Here is a 20,010-nt window from a genome sequence, read left to right as displayed (position 1 = left end):
ACGAAATGTGGGCCACAGCCTTGAATTTCCCCACCCGTGCTCGGGGGCGGGACAGGCCTGCTCGCCCGGATTCCCCACCTGCTGCATGCTGGCGAAGGCGCGACTCGGGAGGGGCTGCGGGTTCGCGCCGGTCGGGCGCTGCACACGATCGAGGACGCACCGCCGGTGGGCGGTCTGCGAGCATCGGTTATGTTCCCGGTCGGACAGAGAGCAGGACAGAGGGGGAGTTCATGGCGCAGCACCTGGGGCCGCTGGAGCTGATCGGGGACCGGTGGGTGATCGGGGACCCGACGCGGAGGGACGGCCTGTCCATCGTGCTCACGCCCGAGGGCCTGGAGCACCGCCGGCGTGAAGAGGCGGCACCTCTGCTCGCCATGGAGTGGGCCCAGTTCGTGGAGCTGCAGGTGCGAGCCGCCTACCGGAGGTGGCATGTCACCCGGTTCGGAGGCGTCGCGGGGGGCTTTGCGCCGGGTGCCGATATGGGCCGCGACGGCTGCTCCCTGCAGGGCATCGTGCGCCATCCCTACGAGCCGTGGTCAGTGCGGTACACGCAGCACGAGCGCGGGTACACGGGCGGCCACGTCATTGTGCTGAAGGCACTGTTCGACCAGCTCACCGAGGCGAAGGCGTTGGACCGGCTCGGTGATCCCGAGTGGCTGGGTGCGGCGGTTGCCAAGCTGTCGTCGTACACCTCTTGGTACGCGCCCAAGGGCAACCGTCTGGTGACGGAGACCCTCCAGAGTCTCGGCGTCTGAGCGGACACCCAACGCGATAGGTCCCCGGAGGGCCAGCCGACAGCGGCTTGGAGCACGCTCAGCTCAACGAGCTGCCCAGCGTGAGGGGAACGGCGACCTGAAGAACAAGGCCGTCCTGGGGTGGGGCGAAGAGCGACCCTCGTCGTTTCCACGAATCCCCATCACGGGCGGAGGCATGCCGGGATCGGGCGCACGTGCTCACCCGCCTGTCGGCAGGCTGTACAGGGTCCCTTCGCTGAGCGTCAGCCCTACGAACTCGTTGACGAGGAACGGGGCCGCCTCGGGCTTCGTCGGCATATCCGTACCGGTCCGCGCGTCCAACGCGACGGGCCCGGCGGGGCCTTTGCCGTAGACGCGGCCGTGCCATGCCGCGGTCACCTGCGGGACGCGGCGGCCGTCGTCGCCCTCCGTGAGGTGTCAGAGCAGTCGTCCGTCTGTGGGGTCCACAGCGGTAAGGGCGAAGGGGCCGGCGCAGACGAGCATCTGCGACCCGTCATGGATGCACGGGGTTCAAAGATGATCCTGCTCCAGTAGCACTACGAGACACTCCCCAAGAGCTGCGCGAGAACCGAGAAGTACTGCGCAGGTCAGATACCTTGCAGACATGACCAGAGCGTTGCCTACTGACGTTGCTCACGTACTGGACACCGCTTTGAGCATGGTGGTGGACCCAGATCTCGCGCTGCATCGGCAGATGCGGCATCTCCGACTGGAGAAGTGCTGTGCGTGCGGCTGCGGTTCGACGTACTTCAGTCTCGATGCGGACGGTGTTTCACCCGCACCCGCGCTTACGGGCACGCAGGTGGTGGCCGACATGGAACTGTTCGGCGCGGACGGAGAGACCGTCGGCGAGGTTCTGGTGTTCGCCGAGGACGGGTATCTGGCGCGGCTTGAGGTCTGCTCTTGGAACGAAGACACCTTCACACTGATCGACGCACACCGGATCCTGTGCCCATGCGACCGATGAGTGCCGGATGAGCGACCAAAGTGCACTGAAACAGGGGGCCCTGGGCTCGTGACCCTCCCCCTGTAATCGAGCGACACCGTCGCCCTCCGCGACCGCTCCCCAAGATCTGTGCCAGAACCCCTCACTCATCGACATAGCCACCGATCCTTGCCTTCGACGACGTCATCGGTACGAAGGTCCGCGCCCGGGGCCGCTCGCTACGCGGACATCCTCCGAGTCCTGGACAGCGGTCGGTATCGGCGGCCGGCCTCGCGGCCGCCTTCGTCCTGTCGACAGCCGGGCCGGCGGCGGACTCCAGCTCCTGCACACACCACTTGTCCGGCCAGCAGGTGGCATGCAGGAGGATTGTGTGCCCGGTCCGCGCCCGGCGGCCCCCCGGACTGGCGTCGAGGCCGCGCGCCCCCGCCGCATCGTCGGCGAGGACAGCGAGGGTCGATTCGGGATCCGCACAGGGGTAGTCACTGACGATCCCGGACTGGTCGGCGATCAGCTCGCGGGGAAGCAGGCGACGCTCTGTGCGTCGGCGGCGGTGGCCGGTTCGTCGCCCGGTGGCGGGCGGGCAGCGGGAGGGGTTTCCCAGACGTAGTCGGCGGTGTAGGCGTATGCAGCCTCTGTGAGCCGTCGAGGTCGAGACCCGTGACAGCAATGGCGTGTCGGCGTGCCAACAGGCGCAATCACGCAGCCGGTGACGAGGGCGACAAGACGCCCATCATCCTGGACATGACAGCTGGCGCGCTGGCATGATCACGGGCTTCCCCCCCCTCGCCGTGAGTAAAGGCCATAAATGACGACTTCTCATACGCTCCCACGCATAGCCTCACGTACGGCCTCTCGTACACCCTTCTTCCGGCGGACCAGTTGGGTCGCCGCGCTCGCCGCGGCAGTCCTCTCGGTACCCGCACTCGGCGCCCCCGCGCAAGCGGCTCCCGGCGACCCGGCAACCGCGTCCTCCTTCAACCTCAAGTCCGGGCCGGACTTGAGCGGCCAGGTGGCCGACCTGAAGGCTGCCCTGCCGGTACAGGGCGTCCAGGACCTGCTCGACCAGGGCAACCGGGTTGCGAAGACCGGCGCTTCCTGCACCACGGACCCCTTCGGCACCGGCGACAACGGCACCGTGCTGCCTCCCGCAAGGAAGTTCTGCTGGGACGCGGGCGACTCCGACACCGAGGAATGGATACCGCAGGGCATCACCGGCGTTTCGGACGCCCAGGCCGACGAACTCTGGGGCACCCGGAAGCCGTTGGTCACCTCCTGGTACGACAAGGCCGACAGCGGCCTCTGCTCGTCGGACCCCGGCACCTGCCCCGACAAGGGCGTGCGGCTGTCGTTCCTCGACCCGGAAACCGCGATACCGGGCAACCCCGAGGGCTGGCGGTACCGTCACGTCCTGCTGGTCGAGCCGTACTACAACTCGTACGGCAACGCCTCCTACAAGGCGGTCGACGTCCACGCCGGCGGCATCGCCTGGTACAAGTACTACCTGTACGTCACGGACACCATGAACGGCCTGCGGGTCTTCGACATGCGTTCCCTCCTGGACCTCAACCCAGACCAGGACGCCTCGGTGGACGACACCACGCTCAACGGCCTGAAGAGCAACGTCAGGGACGAAACGAAGATCGGCCGGCAGAGCAGCGTCTACTACAGCCACACGTACCGCTATGTGATGCCGCAGGTGGCCTCTTACCAGTTCGCCAGCGCCCAAGGCAACTCGTCCGCAGGGACCTGCGTCGCGACCGGAGCTCCCAAGGCGTCCTACATCTCGATCGACCGCAGCGCCACCGCCGCTCCGGCGCTGATCATGGGCGAGTACTGCAACTCCGACGCCACGCACCCCGAGAAGGGGCGGGTCGGAGCACTCCCCATCGACGACAGCACGGGGCTCCTCAAGACGACCAACGGCGCGGTCGGCGCTACCAGCGCGTACTACTTGCCGCGCGACCTCACCCAGGGCGCGGCTCGCTACAACGGCATGTACTACTTCAGCCGCAGCTGGCTCAACAACAGCGGCAGCCTGCGGCGGGCCAACGTCTCCGGCGGGCGCCTGGTGGACTACGGCGGCAACATCACCAACGCGGCCGGGCCCGAGGACCTGTCCTTCGAGCACGCCCAGAGCGTCCTTCCCGCGGGGACGGGCACCCAGTACCTCTGGTCACTGACCGAGCACCGCATGAACACCGCGGACCCGGGCTGCACCGACACCGGCTCCCCCTGCGGCCGGGTGGTCTACGCCCACCGCGTGAGCGACATCCTGAGCAGGCCGTAGCCCCGGGCCCACGCACAACAGCCCCTGGCGTGCGGCCGACCTGGATCTCGACCGCCGGGCACGGGGAGAGTTACAGGTCTTAGCCTTCGGAGGTCGTGGTTTTGAGGTTCGTTGACTCGGCGGCGCGGCGGTATTCGGCGTTGATGCGCTGCGCTTCTTCAAGCTGATCTTCGAGGATGACGATGCGGCAGGCGGCCTCGATGGGGGTGCCGTGGTCGACGAGCTCCCGGGCGCGAGCCGCGATGCGCAGCTGGTAGCGGGAGTAGCGGCGGTGTCCGCCTGCGGAGCGGAGCGGGGTGATGAGGCGGGCTTCGCCGATGGCGCGGAGGAAGCCCTGGGTGGTGCCGAGCATCTCGGCGGCCCGGCCCATGGTGTAGGCGGGGAAGTCGTCGTCGTCCAGGTGGCCGCGGAGGGGGCCGGTCGGATTCTCTGCTGTCATGTGTACCTCTCTGTGGAAACGCGTGGAGGGGCCCTGGCGCCTATTGGCACCAGGGCCCCGAAGGAACTGCTACACCATCTGCCGGCCCTGATCGTGCGCCGGCCTTCTGTGTCCGCGTGCCCGACCGGAATGCTGTCGGGGCTGCGGGGATCGCGGTTGCTTGACCGGAGACCACCTCACTATCGATGTCCTGCGGTACCCGGGCTCAGACTTCCGCCCGGGCGATCCTGATGGCGCTCGGCTCCTCCGTTCTTCCCTCTGGGATCAATCATTTACGGGTACTGCCGTACTGCGTCCTACTGGTGATGCGAACTGCTCAGCGGCCTGTCCTAGCACCGCTCTCCGGCAGCCAGCCCCGTTGCCCATCGTGCATCTGCTCTGGCTTGGAACCCCACTGCCGAACCTCCCGGTGCGCGCGCCCGCAGCCGACGCCTTCACCGAGGTACCGCTCTCACTGAACTTCACTGCCGAGTACTGCCACTGCGGTGGCCCCTGATCACTGCGGGCCGCCCGGTCCGGTCGTCAGTCCCGTCGCCGTCGTGCAACAACCCTGGCTTCGGAACTCCACCACCGCACCGCACTACTGAACTGCTACTTCATGTCCTGCTGCCCGGCAGTTCGTCTCTGCCAGGCCCTTCGTCTCTCTGGGCTACGAGAGAAACCATAACCACCCCACGAAGGAATGTCTACTCCAGCCAGCATAGATTTCCGCGTACGCCTCGATGAGGAATCTGAGTGCTCCGCACGGAGGAAATCGAAGCCGACGGGGTTGGACGGCGGCAGGCCGGGGCACCACACGCGGCGGCTGACAGGGGCCAGACCCGACGATTCAGAAACCAGGGAGCATCTGATGGACGCAGTGCACGTCGACGCCACGGCCGTCCCCGCTCGCGAGGTCGCCGAGGCACGTGAGGCCGCCCGGCGTTTTCTCGGAACTCTGTGGCCGGGCGTGGGACCGAATGCCGCCGACACCGTCATCCTGGTCGTCTCCGAACTCGTCGCCAACGCCCTGCGCCACGGTGGCGGCACCTACGCCCTGCGCCTGACCGCGCACCCCGGCACCATCGAAGTTGCCGTCGACGACCCCAGCCCCCACACGCCGTACATGCGCGTGGCCGACCTGCACCACGACACCGGAGGATTCGGCTGGCACATGGTCAACGACCTCTCCCACGCCACCGTCGTCACTCCGACACCCGAAGGCGGCAAGACCGTCCGAGCCCTGCTTCCCCGATAGGACCCGTGCCGGCGAAGCCGGGCGGTCAGTGGGTTTCCGGACGGGCAGCCGGCAAGCCGCAGGGCGCCGGCCCGGCGTGACGACTGCCCGGAGCTGCACTCTCACCGAGGCCGTCGGGCAGGGCGCCCACTCCCCCGCCCGGTCCGTTTCATCCCGCTCGCAGCGGCCATACGGGGTTGCGTAAGGCTTTTCCACCGTAGAGGAGTGATCAGCTGTGTCTGGTGAGCAGAAGGCCGAGGCAAAGGGCGAGCAGGCCAAGGGCAAGCTCAAGGAGGCCGCTGGGCGCCTGACGGGCAACGAGCGACTGACCGCCGAGGGACGCGCAGAGCAGGCCAAGGGCGACGCCCGCGACGCCAAGGAAAAGATCAAGGACGCCTTCAAGCACTGACCTCCCACATGTGTCGGGGCCCGGACCGCAATTGCGGTCCGGGCCCCGACACATGTGGGCCGCAGTTCCGACCGACCGATCAGGCGGCGGTGGACTGGGGCTGACGCAGCTCGGCCTGCCCGAAGAGGAGCGCGTAGCCACCGGGAAGCCGGCGCAGGATGCGGGCGAGGAGGTCGGGTCCGGCAAGGCGGGCAACGACGGCCAGGACGGCGCCGACGTTCCAGCGGGCGGTGGCCGGGGTGTCCCCGGTGCGGGCGGCCAGGTCCTTGACGAAGCCCCAGCCGGTCAGCTGCTGCGTGTCGGGAATCTGGGCGGTCAAGGACAGCGCGGCCTCCACGGGCAGGCAGCGTGCGAGGTCGACCCGTTCGTCGCCGGCGACCTGCCGGCCGAGGGCGGCCAGGACGGTCCGGAGGACTTCCTCGGCGCGTTCGCGGGTGGGGTAGACGCCTTCGTAGCGGACACGTTCCAGCATCTGGTCGAACGTCATGACCGGCTGGGGCAGGTTCGCTCGAAGCTGGTCGTACATGGCTGCGGATGCCTTTCTCGTCAAGGTTCGCGTGGACGCCGGTGGCGGTCAGGCGGACTGGGGGTGGCCGAAGAGGAGGTCGTAGCCGGGCGGGAGCTGGAGCAGGACCTCGCGGGTCAAGGCGTCGCCGGCGGCGGCCGCGACGGTGGACAGGACGGCTCCGATATCCCACAGGGCGGTCTTCTCTGTGGCGCCGTCGATCCAGGCCGCGGTCGCGCGCACGAAGCGTTCCGGGGAGAGCGGCTCCGCGGCCTGCAAGGGATTGAGGAGGATCAGGGCGTACGTCTCGGGGAGGCGGGCGGCGAGCTCGGCTCGCACCGTGCCGACGAGGTGGGCGCCGAGCAGGGCCAGGACAACGCGGGATACCCGCTCGGCCTCCTCGCGAGTGCGGTATTCGCCGTGTTCCTGGACATGGGCCACGAACGCCTCCGGGCGCATCGGCATCACGTCACCTCCGAGTGGTGAAGGGAGCTGGCCGGGCGGGTGCGGAGGACGGGTGCCGGAGGGGATCGTTGCCCCGTCCTCCACACGTGGGGGTGTCGGCTTGTTCAGCTGGAGATCTGCTTGCGGCCGGACTCGCCGCTGATGCTGATCTTCCGGGGCTTGGCGCGCTCTGCGATGGGGATCCGCAGGGTCAGGACACCCGCGTTGTAGTCGGCTTCGATGCGCTCGGTGTCGAGAGTGTCGGCCAGCATCACCTGGCGGGAAAACACGCCGAGGGGCCGCTCGGAGAGCTCCATCTGGACGCCGTCGGACTTCTCCGCGGGCCGGCGCTCGGCCTTGACCGTCAGCATGTTCCGCTCGACGTCGATGTCGATCGCCTCGGTACTCACTCCGGGGAGGTCGAAGGCGATCACGTAGACGTCGCCCTGGCGGTAGGCGTCCATCGGCATCACGGACGGCTTCGACCACGTGCCCGAGCTGCCGGACAGCTGCTGGACGATCCGGTCCATCTCGCGGAACGGGTCAGTGCGCATCAACATCGCGAAACACCTCCAGTTGGTTCAGGCAGAAACTGCCAATGCGCTTCAACGTGCTCCCGTTGTAACATGTCATCGAAACGATGACAAGCAAGAATGTCACTGAAGGGTGACAAGAGACGGAGAGCGCCATGCCAGAAGCCGCCCCACCCGCACCCATCGATTTCCTCGTCGCCGCCGCGGCGCTGAGGACCATCCGCCAAGCCGTCAGCGACGCGCAGCACCCCCCGGCAGTGACGCCGCAGGCGGCGACGGTGTCCGATCCAGACGCGGGTCCGCAGTCGGCTCTGGCGGCGCTGGTGATGCTGCGCGAGGTTCGTGAGCAGCTGGCCGGCTGGGAGAGCGGGCTGATCGAGACCGCCCGCGACGCCGGTGCGAGCTGGGCTGAACTGGCGGGACCCTTGGGGGTCGCGAGCCGTCAGGCCGCCGAGCGCCGCTACCTGCGTCTGCGACCTGGTGCAGCCGGAAGCACTGGTGACGAGCGCGTCGAGGCCACGCGTGCCACCCGTGCCGCCGACCGCACGGTGACCGCCTGGGCCCGTGACAACGCCGCCGACCTGCGCCGTCTCGCCGGCCAGGTCGCCTCCCTCACCGGCCTCCCGGCCGGCGCCGAGGCCGCCGTCGGCGACCTGAACGTGGCACTGGGCGACAATGACGTCGCCCGCCTCGTGCGGCCCCTGGCCGACACCCGCGAACACCTGCGGCCCGAGGACTCCGAGCTCGCCGACCGCATCGACGCCCTGACCCGCCACACCGACCAGCTCCGCAGGGACACCCACGACCAGCGCAACCCTGACCCGCATCCCTGATCAGCACCAGGCCCACGGGCATCGGGGACCACGCCCGTCGATCCAAGGAGTGATCACCATGACCGGAGACTCTCCTCGGGAAGCCGACAGCACCGGCATCCCCGTCGAGGTCCTTGACCACTCGGTCGTCATTCAGCCCGCCGGCGAGATCGACCTCGACACGGCTTCCCCGCTGCGGATCGCCCTCACCGAAGCACTCACCCACGCCTCACCAGCCAGGCCCGTAGTAGTCGACTGCAGCCGCCTCATCTTCTGCGACTCCACCGGACTCAACGCACTCCTCACCGCCCGACACACCGCACAAGCGGCCGGCATCGTCATCCGCCTCGCCGCCCCCCAAAACCAGCTGACCCGCCTCCTGGAAATGACCGGCGCCCTGCCCCTCTTCCCCACCGACCCGCACCCGCCCACCGACGGCCACACCCCGGCCCGCCACCCGGACGGCCTGCCCCAGTAGTCCAGTGCGGTGGCCGGCGACGTGCGGCTCGCGGCCACCCGGGTGGTCTCCTCCCGGCCCACGGCGCTGTACCGCCGCACTGCACACGCACCGGCGCGAGGATGACAGGGCAGGTTCCCCATCTTTGTGGCTGGAGTCATTCCGTGCTCGAACGCAAGCAGCTCAAGGGCCGTACCCAGGTCACTTTCATCCTGCCCGAGGACACTCCGGACGGGCCCGTCAGCGTCGTCGGAGACTTCAACCACTGGAACCCCGCAGCCCACCCCCTCGAGCCCCGCGGGGACGGCACCCGCGCAGCGACCGTCGCCCTCCCCGCCCACAGCGCACACTCCTTCCGCTACCTCGCAGCCGGTGATCACTGGTTCGACGACGAACACGCAGACAGCCACGACGGAACCAACAGCCGCCTCCACACCTGACCACCGGCCCGCCACCCGACCCACCCAGGCTGTCCGGTGCAGCGGCCTTCCCGGCCTCCCGCTCGTCGAGCCCGAAGCCACCCAGGGCCGGGACGTCCTCTCGCTCGGCAGGGCGACAGGGCGACAGTGACAGCACCCTTGCCCGCCCTGATTCCCAGGTCCTGACCAGACCGAGGTGAGACGCCTGTGAGCAGCCCGATCGCCCTTTCGGAAAGCTCCCTTGCTGCCCTGCATAATCTGCGGGAGAAGCGGGAGATCAACACCGTGACCCTTCGCTACGCGGACGTCCCGGGCGTCCTGGTCGCGGAGTTCGAGGGAAACCTGACCCATGACGAGTTGGTACGGGCCCTGCCCGCGGACGAGCCGCGGCTGGTCGTCCATGAGCTGTCCTTCGCCAGCCCTGAGGGCATGCGAAGGAGCGCACAGCTGCTGATCTTCTGGATGCCACCGGGCGCCAGTGAGCAGGAGGAGACGTACGCGGCCGGGTACACCGCCCTGAAGGAGTACCTCGCCGACGTTCACGTCCACCTCACCGCCCGGCGTGCAGACCAACTCGAGTACCCAAGACTCGTCGCCCTGGCCGGCTGAAGCGTCCACACCCTCAGCCGAGCGCACCGGCGGCCGCCGCGCGTGTTCTGCGCTGCGGCCGCCCAGCCTTTGCCTCGGGCCGAATCCGCCCCTCGGCGAGCGCTGTCAGACCCGGCCTCGCCACTGTCCGGTGGCTGAGCCGCGGTCTTCGATGAAGTGCTTGAAGCGCTTCAGGTCACCCTTGACCTGCCGGTCGACAAAGCCGAGCTTGTCGCCGAGGTTCTCCGCCATCCCCTCAGGGTCGAAGTCCATCATCAGCGTGACCTGCGTATGGGTGGGATCGATGGGCTGGAAGGTCACCAGGCCGGACTGCTCGCTCTCGCCTCCGACGGTCACCCACGCCACCTTGGTATCCGGGATCTGCTCCGTGATCTCCGCATCGAACTCCCGCTCGACACCAGCGATCTTCGTCACCCAGTGCGTGAGCGTGTCCGTGCGCTGCTCGATCCGCTCCACACCGTCCATGAACTGCGGGAACGACTCGAACTGCGTCCACTGGTCATACGCCGTACGAACCGGCACATCAACCTCGATCGATTCCTTCACCTGCGACATCGAAGAAGTCCTTCCATCACTCGGGTCCCGCCGGCGGCCGCCGGCCAGGAGAATCTCTCCCCTCCCCGCCGCGCCTGCCCCACCGCACGACAGCGACACCACCCGACCGGGGACAGCGGCACAGGCGTGTCCCCGGCAACCGGCCCACCCACTTTCACGTAGGCACACCACACGCCCCCTCCCCCGGCGCCAGCCCGTCGGGTCAGTGGCCGCCCTCTTCCAGCGGCTCATCCTCGGGCCGCAAGCCGAGGACGTCCAGCAGAAAATCGAGGTCGGCGGCACCGACGGCCCTGGAAGCGACAGCGCGGCGGGCGGCAGCCCGGTCCACCGCCCCCGCCCTGGCCAGGAACGCCGGCTCATCACAACCAAATGGATCCTTCACCCCACCGATGCCACCACGACTCCGGCACATCCGCTGCCGCAACTACTCCACAACCGCAAACACCATCCAGCCCCGCCCGGAGGGCGGAGGCTGGATCGGGAGAGCCTGCAGCGGTCAGCTGGCCTTGGCCGCCTCCTCTGAGTACATCGCGTCACCGGCGCCCTTCAACACGAGCAGCCACTCCGCCCCCGGCTATCCGGGGGCATCGTGCGTCCTGGAGGAGTTCGCCGTGCCCACGTACGAGGCCCGCGTCCCTCGCTGCCCGCAGTGAGGGTGGTCGGGTCGACAGCTTCGGCGGGGCACCGCTGGCGTACAGCCCGTCGGGGACGGCGTCGCGGTCGTGTGGGAGCAGCCAGAAAGCCGGGACGTACGGGGCGTTCGCCGAGGAGCCGACGAGGCCGCTGGAGCAACTCTTCTTTCCTGGACGACGTGGACCGTGCCGTGAGGGCGACCAACCGGGACCTGACCAGAGCTCTGAAACAACGCGGCTGAGCCAACGGCTGTGCCGGAACGTCTTTCTGCTCTTCAGGAGCATGACCAGACACGGGAAGCCAGTGTTTGTGCTGGGTGCCTGGCGTGATGTCCATACGGCTGGCACCCGTTCGAGATGGGGCGTATCCCGGATGGTTGGTGACCCTTGCTGTTCCTAACCTCGCATCATGATCTTTCGTCGTTCGTGGTTATCAGCTGCGGTGCTGGTGCTGGCTGTGTCATCTCTGCCGTCCGTTGCGGCTTCAGCCGCACCACGCCCATCCGGCACGGCGTGGCCTGTACAGCGTGACGCCGACGCACTGCGGGATACCGGGGTCACCGGGGTAGCGGTTCGCCTGGAGACCCCGAGCGGGACGGTCACGGCCCGCTCGGGGGTGGGGGATCTGGGTTCTGGCCGCCCGGTTCGGAAGGACGGCTACCTGCGTCTGGGCAGTACCACCAAGACGTTCGTCGCCACCGTCATGCTGCAACTGGTGGGCGAAAAACGGATCTCCCTCGACCAGACAGTGGAGCAGTTGCTGCCCGGGATCGTGTCCGGTGCTGGAAACGACGGCCGGACCATCACCGTCCGCGACCTGCTGCAGCACACCAGTGGCCTGTCCGACTACATCTATGACGTCTTCCCTGACCCCAGTACCCAGACCTACTTCGCCAACCGGTGGCGTGCCTACAAGCCCGAAGAGCTGGTGGCCCTGGCCATGCGCCATGAACCTGCCTTCCCGGCAGGCACCCGCTGGGCGTACTCCAACACGAACTACGTGCTCGCCGGAATGATCATCGAGATGATGACAGGCCACACATGGGAACAGCAAGTCCACGACCGCATCCTGCGCCCGCTCGGCCTGCAGCACACCGACACCCCCGGCACCTGGCCCTTCCTTCCACATCCGCACACGGCCAACTACCAGCAGTTCACCGTGGACGGCCCGCTGGTCGACACCACGATCCCCTACCGTCCCTTCGACAGCGGGGCCGACGGCTCGATGACCGGCACAGCCCGCGACCTCAACCGCTTCTTCGCCGCACTGGCAAGCGGACAGCTACTGAAGCCCGCCGAACTCGCCGCCATGCAGACCACCATTCCGGTACCGCAGGACAGCGGTCACCCGGAAGGCACCCGGGACGGCCTTGGACTGTTCTTCACACCCCTGTCCTGCGGCGGCGGCTACCTCGGACATGGAGGAAGCGGCTTCGGATATGTCATCCGGGCAGCGACAACCATGGACGGTCAGCGCACTATCACCGTCTCCGCGCACAGCCGCTCCGCGGACCCGCAGACTGCAGCCCGCCAGGAAGACGCGCTGCGCAACCTCATCGACCACGCCCTATGCAGCACCACTTGAATGCACTCGGCCCCGAGCCCCATCTCAAGTAGCGCCATGCGGGTACCTCCAGAGAAGGCGGCCTATTCCAGAGATTCCCATCATCCTCGCCGAGCCCCGGGCGACACGGGCACGCCCAGGTCCTCAAGGAGCTCCTGGGCGCCACCGTCGACTCCCTCTGCGCTGCGGATCTCCCGCTCGGTGAGCACGGTGCGCCCCTTCGCCTCCAGGGCGAGTCCGACGCCCGCGACGCCCAGACGGCCAGCCGTCCGGTACGCGGGCCAGCTGGCGTCGGCACGCCGGCATACCGGTTTCGTTAGCAGCCCAATGCTTTGCGCCTGGTTACGGCCCATCTGCTGGTCGAGGTCTTCAAGGCAGCCAGCGAGCAGATCCCGGTAGCTGGGTAGCAAGGAGCGTCTTAGTTGGTTCTTCTCCGCGCCGATCCCCCCTGGTCCGTGCCGGCGCCGCTCCCCCCGCACCGCCGGCTCCGGCGTCGGTGCAAGGGCCCCGCGCTTCTCAGGCTGTTGCACAGCGGCCGCCCTGCCTGGGTGCTTTGGTAGGCGAGAACACGGTGCCACGATGGGCGGAAAGTGCATCGCGCGCCGGTCAGCCCGGAGCCGACAATTCCTTCATGGAGACGACCTTGCGGCCACTGCGTGAGGGATTCCTCGCGGAGGTCAACGCTGCCCTGCCCGCGGCACTGCGGATGCCGACGATCTGCCCGCCTGCGGTGGCGGACCGGCTCGCCGCAGCTCTCCTCGGCCACGGTGTGGTGATCGTGCGGGGTCTGCGGCTCGACGCCATCGGGCTGGAGGCACTCGCCCGCCACCTCGGATCACCTCAACCCCATCCGGCTGGGAGCTTCTTCCCTGCCCACCCCGACAGTGCGTACGTGCACGTCGTCGAGAGCCGTACCGACGGGAGTGCACGCCCGCGCGCTACGCCCGCAATCCCGGCACCGGTGAGTCGCCGGTGGACGCCAGCACCTTCACACCGGTGCGCATCACGCTTCATACGGACTCGGCGCTGGTACTTCCCAGCCGCTCTGGGCTTACGTAATTCGTCAGCCCTCCAGGAAACGGTCGACGAGCCGGGCCGTCCGGCTCGGCTCACTCCTCCGGCGGTGCCACGCACGGCTGATGAGGTGGTGGGCCGTCGAGTCCGTGCGGCCCCGCCTACTCGTCCCCCGTCCCTTCGGGCAGGGCAGTGACGAGCACCTGACCCAGGGAGTGGCTCCCGGTGCAACGTAGGGCTGCCGTCGGCGTTGATCTCCTCGTGCACCGTCGTGGCGTGATGCTTCCAGACTGACATCTCTCTCGGCAGTCGCGCGGAGCCAGTCAGCGAAGGATGCGCAACTGCGGACGGTGTGCCAACAACGGGGCTATTCCCAAGCTTGTGCAGCGGTTGACGGCGGACCCCCGATCCCTCCGCGTCGGTCTACGAGGTCGTCGATCGTCGATGGGTCGGCGCCGCACATGCGCAGGGTGCTTCTGGCGAGAGCCTCGGCGGCGTCCGGGAGCGTGATCCGTCCCGTGGTCACCTCGCCTCCCGCCGCGTGGCCGAGTGCGACGATCGCCCTGGCGAGCCAGGTGGTCGGCAGGTCGCGAGCGAACTCGCCGCGCTCCTGGCCTCGCTTGAGCACCTGGTCGAGGTGGTCGAAAACCGTTTCGTGGCGGGTGTCTTTGGCTTCAGTGCCGGCCGCCGCGGTAAGGGTGCTCAGAAGCAGCGGGTAGCGCTGGAGCGTTCGCCAGCTTGCATCAAGTAGGCGGAGCAGTGCCTCCGCCGCAGGGCCCTCATCCAGGGCCGCGGCGTCCATTTCCGACACCGCCTCGCTGGTGATCGCGTCGATCACCGTGCTCACGAGCACCTCGCGGGACTTGAAGTGGGCGTACACGGTCTGGCGGCTCACCCCCGCCCCCACCGCGATTTCCTCGACGCTCGCATGCGGCTGGGCAGCAAGGATTTCCGTAGCAGCCCGCAGGATCGCGGCGGCGCTGCGGTCGGCGTCGGTGCGGCGTCGCCTGCGTCGGGGAGGTGTTAGCTCAGACATCTTGTCAAGATTAGCAAAGCGCCCTTATCTTTTACGGCATGTCAAAGTTAACGAGGCAAGGTCGGGCGGGACCGCGTCGCACGGCCGGGGTTCGCCGACGTGCCGTACTGCGGGCCGGCGCGGTACTGGTGGCGGCTGGAGCCACGGCGGCCGCCTCGCCGTCGGTGCGAGCGGCCGCATCACCCGCGGTGCACACCATCGCGTTGACCGGCGTCACGGTCATCGACGCCACCGGGCGTCCCCCTCGCCCCGATATGACCCTGCTCATCCGGGGACAGCGGATCGTCGCGTTAGACCGCCGGGCATGCCTCCCGGTGCCGCCCGGTGTCAAGATCCTCGATCTGCCGGGCAAGTACGTGATCCCCGGGCTTGTCGACGCCCACGTGCACAGCATTCCCTCGGAGCAGATCTCGCCGCCGCTCTACCTGGCCAACGGCGTCACCACGGTCCGGGAGATGTCCGGCACCCCGCTGCTGCACCGCTGGCGCGCCCAAGTCGAGCGCGGCGAGTTGCTCGGACCGCGGTCGATCATCGCCGGCCACATCATCGATGGCGCTCCCACCATCGGAGATCCCGCGCTGTTCGTCGAAGTCGCCACCGAGACTCAGGCGCGACAGGCGGTACGCCAAGCCAAGGAGGAGGGCGCCGACTTCGTCAAGGTGTACTCGAGGCTTTCGGGCGATCTGCATCGCGCGATCGCGGACGAGGCCCGCCGACAACGGATCCCGTTCGCCGGACACTGCCCGGACGCCGTCCCGCTCAGCAGCGCGAGCGCAGCGGGGCAACTCAGCATCGAGCATCTGTACTCGACCTGGTACGACACCTCCACCCGCGAACAGGAACTGCGTGCACGTATCGCCGAGCTGAAGATCGGCCGGGGTGACTTCGTCACCTGGCTGCGCGAGGTACACCGGCTGGAGTGGGACTCGGTGACCAGCTACAGCCCGCGCAAGGCGGCGGCCGTGTTCGCCACCCTGTCCCGCAATCGCACCCGAGTGGTGCCCACCCTCGTCGTATACGGGGTGCTCGACCGGCCGGACGACGTAGTGCTGACCGACGAACGACTCGCGTACGTGCCGGTGTCGGCAACCGAGGGCTGGCGCTGGGCCCTGGACAACATCATCAAGGCCGGGCGCACCCCCGAGGAGACCGCCCAGCGGCGCGCCCTGCTCGATCGCCGGCTGGACTTCGTCGGTGAGCTGGACCGTGCCGGGGTGCCGGTACTCGCCGGCACCGACGCAGGCGACCTGCCGTTCGTCATCCCAGGATTCAGCCTGCATGACGAGCTCGCTTCCCTCGTGCGCGCCGGGCTCTCACCGATGCGCGCCCTCCAGGCCGCGACCATCGAGCCCGCCCGGATGTTCGGCCTGGCCGACTCGCTCGGCACGGTCGAACCCGGCAAGATCGCCGACCTCGTCGTCCTGGACGCCGACCCGCTGGCCGACATCCGCAACACCACGCGCATCCACACCGTCCTGGTCCGCGGGCGTTGCATCTCCCCCGAACAGCGGGCCCGCATGCTGGCCGACGTGGCATCGGCAGCAGCCGCCGAGCCCACCGAGCCGAACCCGGCCGGACGTTGAGCGAGCCAGCACATCTGCCCATGTTGCACAGCCAAGGAGTTCACCATGCCCATCCGGCTCGTCACCGCGCTCGCCCTGCTATCCACCGGCCTGCTCGCCGGCGCCTTCGGCTACGGCGCCGTTAACGTCGCCACCACCTTCGAGGTGGTGCCGCTCGACGTTCGGCTGACCTTTCACTCCGCCCTGATGCGGGTGAACGGTCCGGTCATGCAGTCCACGATGGGCCTCGCGGCGCTCAGCTCGCTGGCGCTGGCCGTCCTGACCCGTAATGTCCCCAGGCGGCTTGGGGCTCACCCTCCGCACTTGCACGACAGAGCCGTCATAGGACGGCAGCCAACGTGAGTTTCCCGCACAGCCGTAAGCCACCCCCATCCACATACATCGAATACGAACCCGCAAGGAGATCTCCCGTGCTCTTCGCACGAACTCTCTTGGCCATGTCGATCCTTGCCTTCATCGCAACGCCAACCGCCTACGGAGCCGCTGCGACCCCCACCACCAGTCGGCCTCCGTCCGCACGGTCTCCGCTGGGAAGCCGCCTGGTCAGCCGCACCCCAGCGACCCAGCGCGACCTTCACGCCCAATTGGTCCGAGCAGGGATTCTCGAACCAGACCGTCCGCCAGACCGTACGGGTCACCGTCAGCGGCGCAACCGTACGGATCCGTCTGGCCAACGCCTACGGCACCGCCCCGCTCACCGCCACGGGCGCCACCGTGGCACGCACCTCCAGCGGTGCCGCCATCCAGCCCGGATCGGCACGCCGTGTCACCATCGACCGGGCATCGACGTTCACGATCCCGGCCGGTGCCGAACTCGCCAGACGTTGATGACAGGTCCGACCACCCCACCGGTGACGTGGGCGTCTTCCTCGGGCCGGGCGTTGGCACGACCGGCCACCACGACCACGGCCTCACCCCCGCCGGGGTCCGCGACGGCAACCTTTACCCCTGACGTAATCGACTGCACTCCCCTGCCGCGGCAGTGTGGTGCACGTCAACGAGATCCCCCACGAGGGTTCCGGCACCGCAGACCCAAGGAGCGACTCATGCCCGTCAAGTCCGCCGACCCCACAGTGAGTTCCATCGCCGACACCACCCGTCACGTCGTCCAGGAGTTCCTCGCCGCCAGAGTGGCCGGGGACATCGAGCGGCTTGTCGCGCTCTTCGCGGACGACGTCGACTGGCTGCTCGCCGAGAACCCCGCCGTTCCGTGGATCCGGCCGCGCTCCACCGGAGTCGAATGCGCCGCCCAGTTCACGGAGCTGGCCGAGCACACGGTGGCCGAGGACGCGCGGGCGTCCGTCGACACCTTCCTCGTGGACGGCACCGACGCCGTCCTGATGGGCCACCTCTCGGGGACCGTGCGCGAGACAGGGAATTCCTTCGAGGGCCCCTTCGCGCTGCGCCTCACCGTCGAGCAGGGCCGGATCACTCGGCACCACCTCTACGAGAACAGCGTTTCGATCGCCGCGGCGTGCACCACCGTGCTCGGTTACAAGGACCAACTCGTCGAGATCGAGGCCGTCGCCGCCGTGCTCGATTCTTGAGAGGCCCATGGGCCGGCTCCTGGAAGCTCGGAGACTCCGGGAGGTTATGCCGCTGGTGCGGTGGGGTGCCCGCCTCTTCCACGATCTGTCCGCCACGGGTGAGGAAGCCGAGGCACGGCGCGCAGAAACGGCTCGTTCTGGCGGCCGGCCTGCCCCGCAGCCGTTCTGGAGCACCGCCTCGCCGCCGGCGAGCACCGCGGCTACACCGCCCACCGGGCGACCTGCGCCGAGTCCACCCTGCCCGGGGAGGAGATGGAGCTGTGTACGGCGATCGGTGAACGTCTGGCCCGTCACGGGGTGCGCTTCGCCGGGATCGACCTCGCGTATCCGTACGTTTTTCGAAGCCAACCTCGTCAACCCCGGCGGCCTCGACGAACTCCTCGCACTCGGCCTGCCCGACCGCGCCCCGCACATCCTGGGCGACCTCCTCGCACAGACCGTCACCGAGCCCGCAGGAGTCACCGCGTGAGCCACGAAATCAGCAGGGCCCAACCGGGCGGCATGCCGGAGCATGAGGGCCTGCTCGCACAGGCGCGCCGTCTGCTGCCCGGCATCGTCGGACTGCGCAGGGCCCTGCACCGCGAGCCGGAACTGGGCCGGGACCTGCCCCGCACCCAGGAACGGGTCCTTGAGTCCCTCGAAGGCCTGCCCCTGCACGTCACCACCGGCACACGCCTCAGCTCGGCGACAGCCGTCCTCGAAGGCGCACGGCCGGGCCCCATCGTGCTGCTCCGCGGCGACATGGACGCCCTGCCTCTGCACGAGAACACCGGCCTGGACTTCGCCTCCCACACCGCGGGTGCCATGCACGCCTGCGGTCACGATCTGCACACCGCGATGCTCGTCGGCGCCGCCCGCCTCCTCGCGGCGCGACAAGACAAGCTCGCGGGCCGGGTGGTGTTCATGTTCCAACCCGCCGAGGAAAGCGGAGGCGGCGCCCCCGACATGATCGAGGAAGGCGTCCTGACCACCCCCGACGGTCATCGCGTGGACGCGGCATTCGCCCTGCACGTCACCACACGCTTCGCATCCGGCACCCTTCACCTGCGGCCGGGCCCCATGTTCGCGGCCTCCGACCTCATCCACCTCACCGTGCGCGGTCGAGGCGGCCACGCCTCGGCGCCCCACCTGGCACTCGATCCGATCCCAGTGGCATGCGAGATCGTCCAAGCCCTGCAAAGCCTCGTCACCCGCACCGTGAACATCTTCGACCCGGCCGTGATCACCATCGCACGCATTGAAGCGGGCACCACCACCAACATCATCCCGGAGACCGCCGCACTCCACGGCACCTTCCGCACCCTGACCCCCGACACCCGCCGCCAGGTACGCGCCGGCATCGAACGAGTCGCCCGCCACATCTGCGCCGCGCACGGCGCCGAGGCCGACGTCGAGCTGACCGAGAGCTACCCGCCCCTGCACAACGACCCAGCGTTCACCACCGTCGTGGAACGCGCCGTGGCCGCACAGCTCGGACCAGGCATCGTCCACAACCTCGCCGAGCCGGTCATGGGCTCCGAAGACTTCGCCTACGTCCTCGAACGCGTCCCCGGCGCCATGGCCTTCCTCGGCGCCCGCCCACCCGGACCACCGACCCCGAACATGCCGGACATGCACTCCAACCGAGTCGTCTTCGACGAGGACGCCATGGCCACCGGCATCGCCGCACACGCAGCCGTCGCTCTCCACCACACCAGCAAAACGAGAAAGACAGAGCCGTAATCCGCCAGGCAGGGCGAGACCGCCAAAGGAGGCACGAGTGATCTTGTCGGCCAGTACGACCAGCTCGGCACCGGACGCTTCGAAAGCCCGGCCGAGTTCCTCCGCAATCAGCGCGGCACTGTCCTCCCACGTGTTCTCGACCGCAGTGTCGAAGTGCTTCACCGACCAGTCACCCGCGGACGCGCGGTGAAGGGGCCAGTCCTGCTGGACGCAGGCCTGGCGGAGAACATTTGAGCGCCCGATCACAGGGGCCCTCGCAGTCGAACTGCTGCTTGAGCGCCTCGTCGCGGCGCGCGCGGTGCGGTCGGTGACGCAGGGCATCGGGGTGTCCCCAGTCGGTTGACCGCGGGTGCTCCCGCCCGGATCAGAGGCTGTGGCAGGCGGTCCGGTGAGGCGGTCGCCTGCCGACTGTGGAGGCCCGTGGGGTCGAGGCGGCCGCGGTTGGACCGTTCACTGGCCGCGCCCGGCCACCGACGAGTCGACCGGCCCTGACGGCCGGCTCCAACGCGTCCCCGTTCGAGTGAAG

The 20,010-nt window shown here is 68.6% G+C and carries 23 protein-coding genes and 1 pseudogene; 16 read left to right on the top strand and 8 right to left on the bottom strand.

Annotation, left to right across the window (positions count from 1 at the left end; all coding sequences use genetic code 11):
* The first annotated feature begins 230 nt into the window (after positions 1–230).
* The gene (locus OG625_RS38195) at positions 231–755 is read left to right on the top strand and encodes a hypothetical protein (protein ID WP_329390119.1); all 525 of its coding nucleotides are present in this window, start codon (positions 231–233) and stop codon (positions 753–755) included.
* A 198-nt stretch (positions 756–953) separates the two neighbouring features.
* Here OG625_RS38195 and OG625_RS38190 read toward each other — a convergent pair whose 3' ends face one another.
* Positions 954–1,133, bottom strand: coding sequence for a hypothetical protein (locus tag OG625_RS38190; RefSeq protein WP_329390117.1), 180 nt, complete (start codon positions 1,131–1,133; stop codon positions 954–956).
* 226 nt (positions 1,134–1,359) lie between these two features.
* On the opposite strand from OG625_RS38190, the gene OG625_RS38185 reads away from it, so the two are divergent.
* A complete protein-coding gene (locus OG625_RS38185) occupies positions 1,360–1,722 on the top strand; it encodes a hypothetical protein (protein ID WP_329390115.1) in 363 nt (120 codons plus the stop codon).
* A 784-nt stretch (positions 1,723–2,506) separates the two neighbouring features.
* On the top strand, positions 2,507–3,988 hold the full coding sequence (locus OG625_RS38180; RefSeq protein WP_329390113.1) for a hypothetical protein: 1,482 nt from the start codon (positions 2,507–2,509) through the stop codon (positions 3,986–3,988).
* Positions 3,989–4,067: 79 nt separating this feature from the next.
* Here OG625_RS38180 and OG625_RS38175 read toward each other — a convergent pair whose 3' ends face one another.
* Positions 4,068–4,427, bottom strand: a complete 360-nt coding sequence (locus tag OG625_RS38175; RefSeq protein WP_329390111.1) for a MerR family transcriptional regulator — start codon at positions 4,425–4,427, stop codon at positions 4,068–4,070.
* Between the two features lie 850 nt (positions 4,428–5,277).
* Here OG625_RS38175 and OG625_RS38170 point away from each other — a divergent pair.
* The gene (locus OG625_RS38170) at positions 5,278–5,664 is read left to right on the top strand and encodes an ATP-binding protein (protein WP_329390109.1); all 387 of its coding nucleotides are present in this window, start codon (positions 5,278–5,280) and stop codon (positions 5,662–5,664) included.
* Positions 5,665–5,878: 214 nt separating this feature from the next.
* A complete protein-coding gene (locus tag OG625_RS38165) occupies positions 5,879–6,052 on the top strand; it encodes a CsbD family protein (RefSeq protein ID WP_329390107.1) in 174 nt (57 codons plus the stop codon).
* 79 nt (positions 6,053–6,131) lie between these two features.
* Here OG625_RS38165 and OG625_RS38160 read toward each other — a convergent pair whose 3' ends face one another.
* The 3 genes from OG625_RS38160 to OG625_RS38150 all read right to left on the bottom strand — a co-directional run bounded on the left by OG625_RS38160 (position 6,132) and on the right by OG625_RS38150 (position 7,561).
* Positions 6,132–6,578, bottom strand: a complete 447-nt coding sequence (locus OG625_RS38160; protein ID WP_329390105.1) for a DUF2267 domain-containing protein — start codon at positions 6,576–6,578, stop codon at positions 6,132–6,134.
* 48 nt (positions 6,579–6,626) lie between these two features.
* The gene (locus OG625_RS38155) at positions 6,627–7,022 is read right to left on the bottom strand and encodes a DUF2267 domain-containing protein (protein WP_329390103.1); all 396 of its coding nucleotides are present in this window, start codon (positions 7,020–7,022) and stop codon (positions 6,627–6,629) included.
* A gap of 104 nt (positions 7,023–7,126) precedes the next feature.
* On the bottom strand, positions 7,127–7,561 hold the full coding sequence (locus tag OG625_RS38150) for an Hsp20/alpha crystallin family protein (RefSeq protein WP_329390101.1): 435 nt from the start codon (positions 7,559–7,561) through the stop codon (positions 7,127–7,129).
* A gap of 128 nt (positions 7,562–7,689) precedes the next feature.
* Here OG625_RS38150 and OG625_RS38145 point away from each other — a divergent pair, with 128 nt between their 5' ends.
* From OG625_RS38145 to OG625_RS38130, 4 genes are all read left to right on the top strand, one after another.
* Positions 7,690–8,367, top strand: coding sequence for an HSP18 transcriptional regulator (locus tag OG625_RS38145; protein ID WP_329390099.1), 678 nt, complete (start codon positions 7,690–7,692; stop codon positions 8,365–8,367).
* Between the two features lie 58 nt (positions 8,368–8,425).
* The gene (locus tag OG625_RS38140; protein ID WP_329390097.1) at positions 8,426–8,824 is read left to right on the top strand and encodes an STAS domain-containing protein; all 399 of its coding nucleotides are present in this window, start codon (positions 8,426–8,428) and stop codon (positions 8,822–8,824) included.
* 143 nt (positions 8,825–8,967) lie between these two features.
* Entirely contained in the window at positions 8,968–9,243 is a 276-nt protein-coding gene (locus tag OG625_RS38135; RefSeq protein WP_329390095.1) for an isoamylase early set domain-containing protein, read from the top strand.
* Positions 9,244–9,429: 186 nt separating this feature from the next.
* The gene (locus OG625_RS38130; protein WP_329390093.1) at positions 9,430–9,831 is read left to right on the top strand and encodes a cofilin family protein; all 402 of its coding nucleotides are present in this window, start codon (positions 9,430–9,432) and stop codon (positions 9,829–9,831) included.
* 105 nt (positions 9,832–9,936) lie between these two features.
* Here the strand turns inward: OG625_RS38130 and OG625_RS38125 are convergent, their stop codons facing one another.
* The gene (locus OG625_RS38125; RefSeq protein ID WP_329390091.1) at positions 9,937–10,386 is read right to left on the bottom strand and encodes an SRPBCC family protein; all 450 of its coding nucleotides are present in this window, start codon (positions 10,384–10,386) and stop codon (positions 9,937–9,939) included.
* Between the two features lie 1,041 nt (positions 10,387–11,427).
* Between OG625_RS38125 and OG625_RS38115 the strand changes: the two genes are divergently transcribed.
* Positions 11,428–12,603 (top strand): serine hydrolase domain-containing protein, encoded by a 1,176-nt coding sequence (locus OG625_RS38115; protein WP_329390089.1) that lies wholly within the window; start codon positions 11,428–11,430, stop codon positions 12,601–12,603.
* Positions 12,604–13,963: 1,360 nt separating this feature from the next.
* Here the strand turns inward: OG625_RS38115 and OG625_RS38110 are convergent.
* Entirely contained in the window at positions 13,964–14,632 is a 669-nt protein-coding gene (locus tag OG625_RS38110; RefSeq protein WP_329390087.1) for a TetR/AcrR family transcriptional regulator, read from the bottom strand.
* 188 nt (positions 14,633–14,820) lie between these two features.
* Here OG625_RS38110 and OG625_RS38105 point away from each other — a divergent pair, with 188 nt between their 5' ends.
* The 6 genes from OG625_RS38105 to OG625_RS38080 all read left to right on the top strand — a co-directional run bounded on the left by OG625_RS38105 (position 14,821) and on the right by OG625_RS38080 (position 19,484).
* A complete protein-coding gene (locus OG625_RS38105) occupies positions 14,821–16,215 on the top strand; it encodes an amidohydrolase family protein (protein WP_329390085.1) in 1,395 nt (464 codons plus the stop codon).
* 45 nt (positions 16,216–16,260) lie between these two features.
* On the top strand, positions 16,261–16,557 hold the full coding sequence (locus tag OG625_RS38100) for a hypothetical protein (protein WP_329390083.1): 297 nt from the start codon (positions 16,261–16,263) through the stop codon (positions 16,555–16,557).
* Between the two features lie 463 nt (positions 16,558–17,020).
* Positions 17,021–17,167 carry a hypothetical protein gene (locus tag OG625_RS38095; protein ID WP_329390081.1) on the top strand — a complete coding sequence of 49 codons (147 nt, stop codon included), beginning with the start codon at positions 17,021–17,023 and terminating at the stop codon, positions 17,165–17,167.
* Positions 17,168–17,261: 94 nt separating this feature from the next.
* Positions 17,262–17,762, top strand: coding sequence for a nuclear transport factor 2 family protein (locus OG625_RS38090; protein WP_329390079.1), 501 nt, complete (start codon positions 17,262–17,264; stop codon positions 17,760–17,762).
* A 274-nt stretch (positions 17,763–18,036) separates the two neighbouring features.
* Complete coding sequence (locus OG625_RS38085; RefSeq protein ID WP_329390077.1) at positions 18,037–18,231, top strand: hypothetical protein; 195 nt, start codon at positions 18,037–18,039, stop codon at positions 18,229–18,231.
* Complete coding sequence (locus tag OG625_RS38080; protein ID WP_329390075.1) at positions 18,228–19,484, top strand: M20 metallopeptidase family protein; 1,257 nt, start codon at positions 18,228–18,230, stop codon at positions 19,482–19,484. Before OG625_RS38085 ends, OG625_RS38080 begins: the two co-directional genes overlap by 4 nt.
* 60 nt (positions 19,485–19,544) lie before the next feature.
* Here the strand turns inward: OG625_RS38080 and OG625_RS38075 are convergent.
* Positions 19,545–19,805: pseudogene (locus OG625_RS38075) on the bottom strand (baeRF2 domain-containing protein); the annotation flags it as partial.
* Positions 19,806–20,010: the final 205 nt, after the last annotated feature.

This window comes from Streptomyces sp. NBC_01351 (assembly GCF_036237315.1).
Classification (GTDB): Bacteria; Actinomycetota; Actinomycetes; order Streptomycetales; family Streptomycetaceae; genus Streptomyces.
This window is presented reverse-complemented; position numbering and strand designations above follow the sequence as displayed.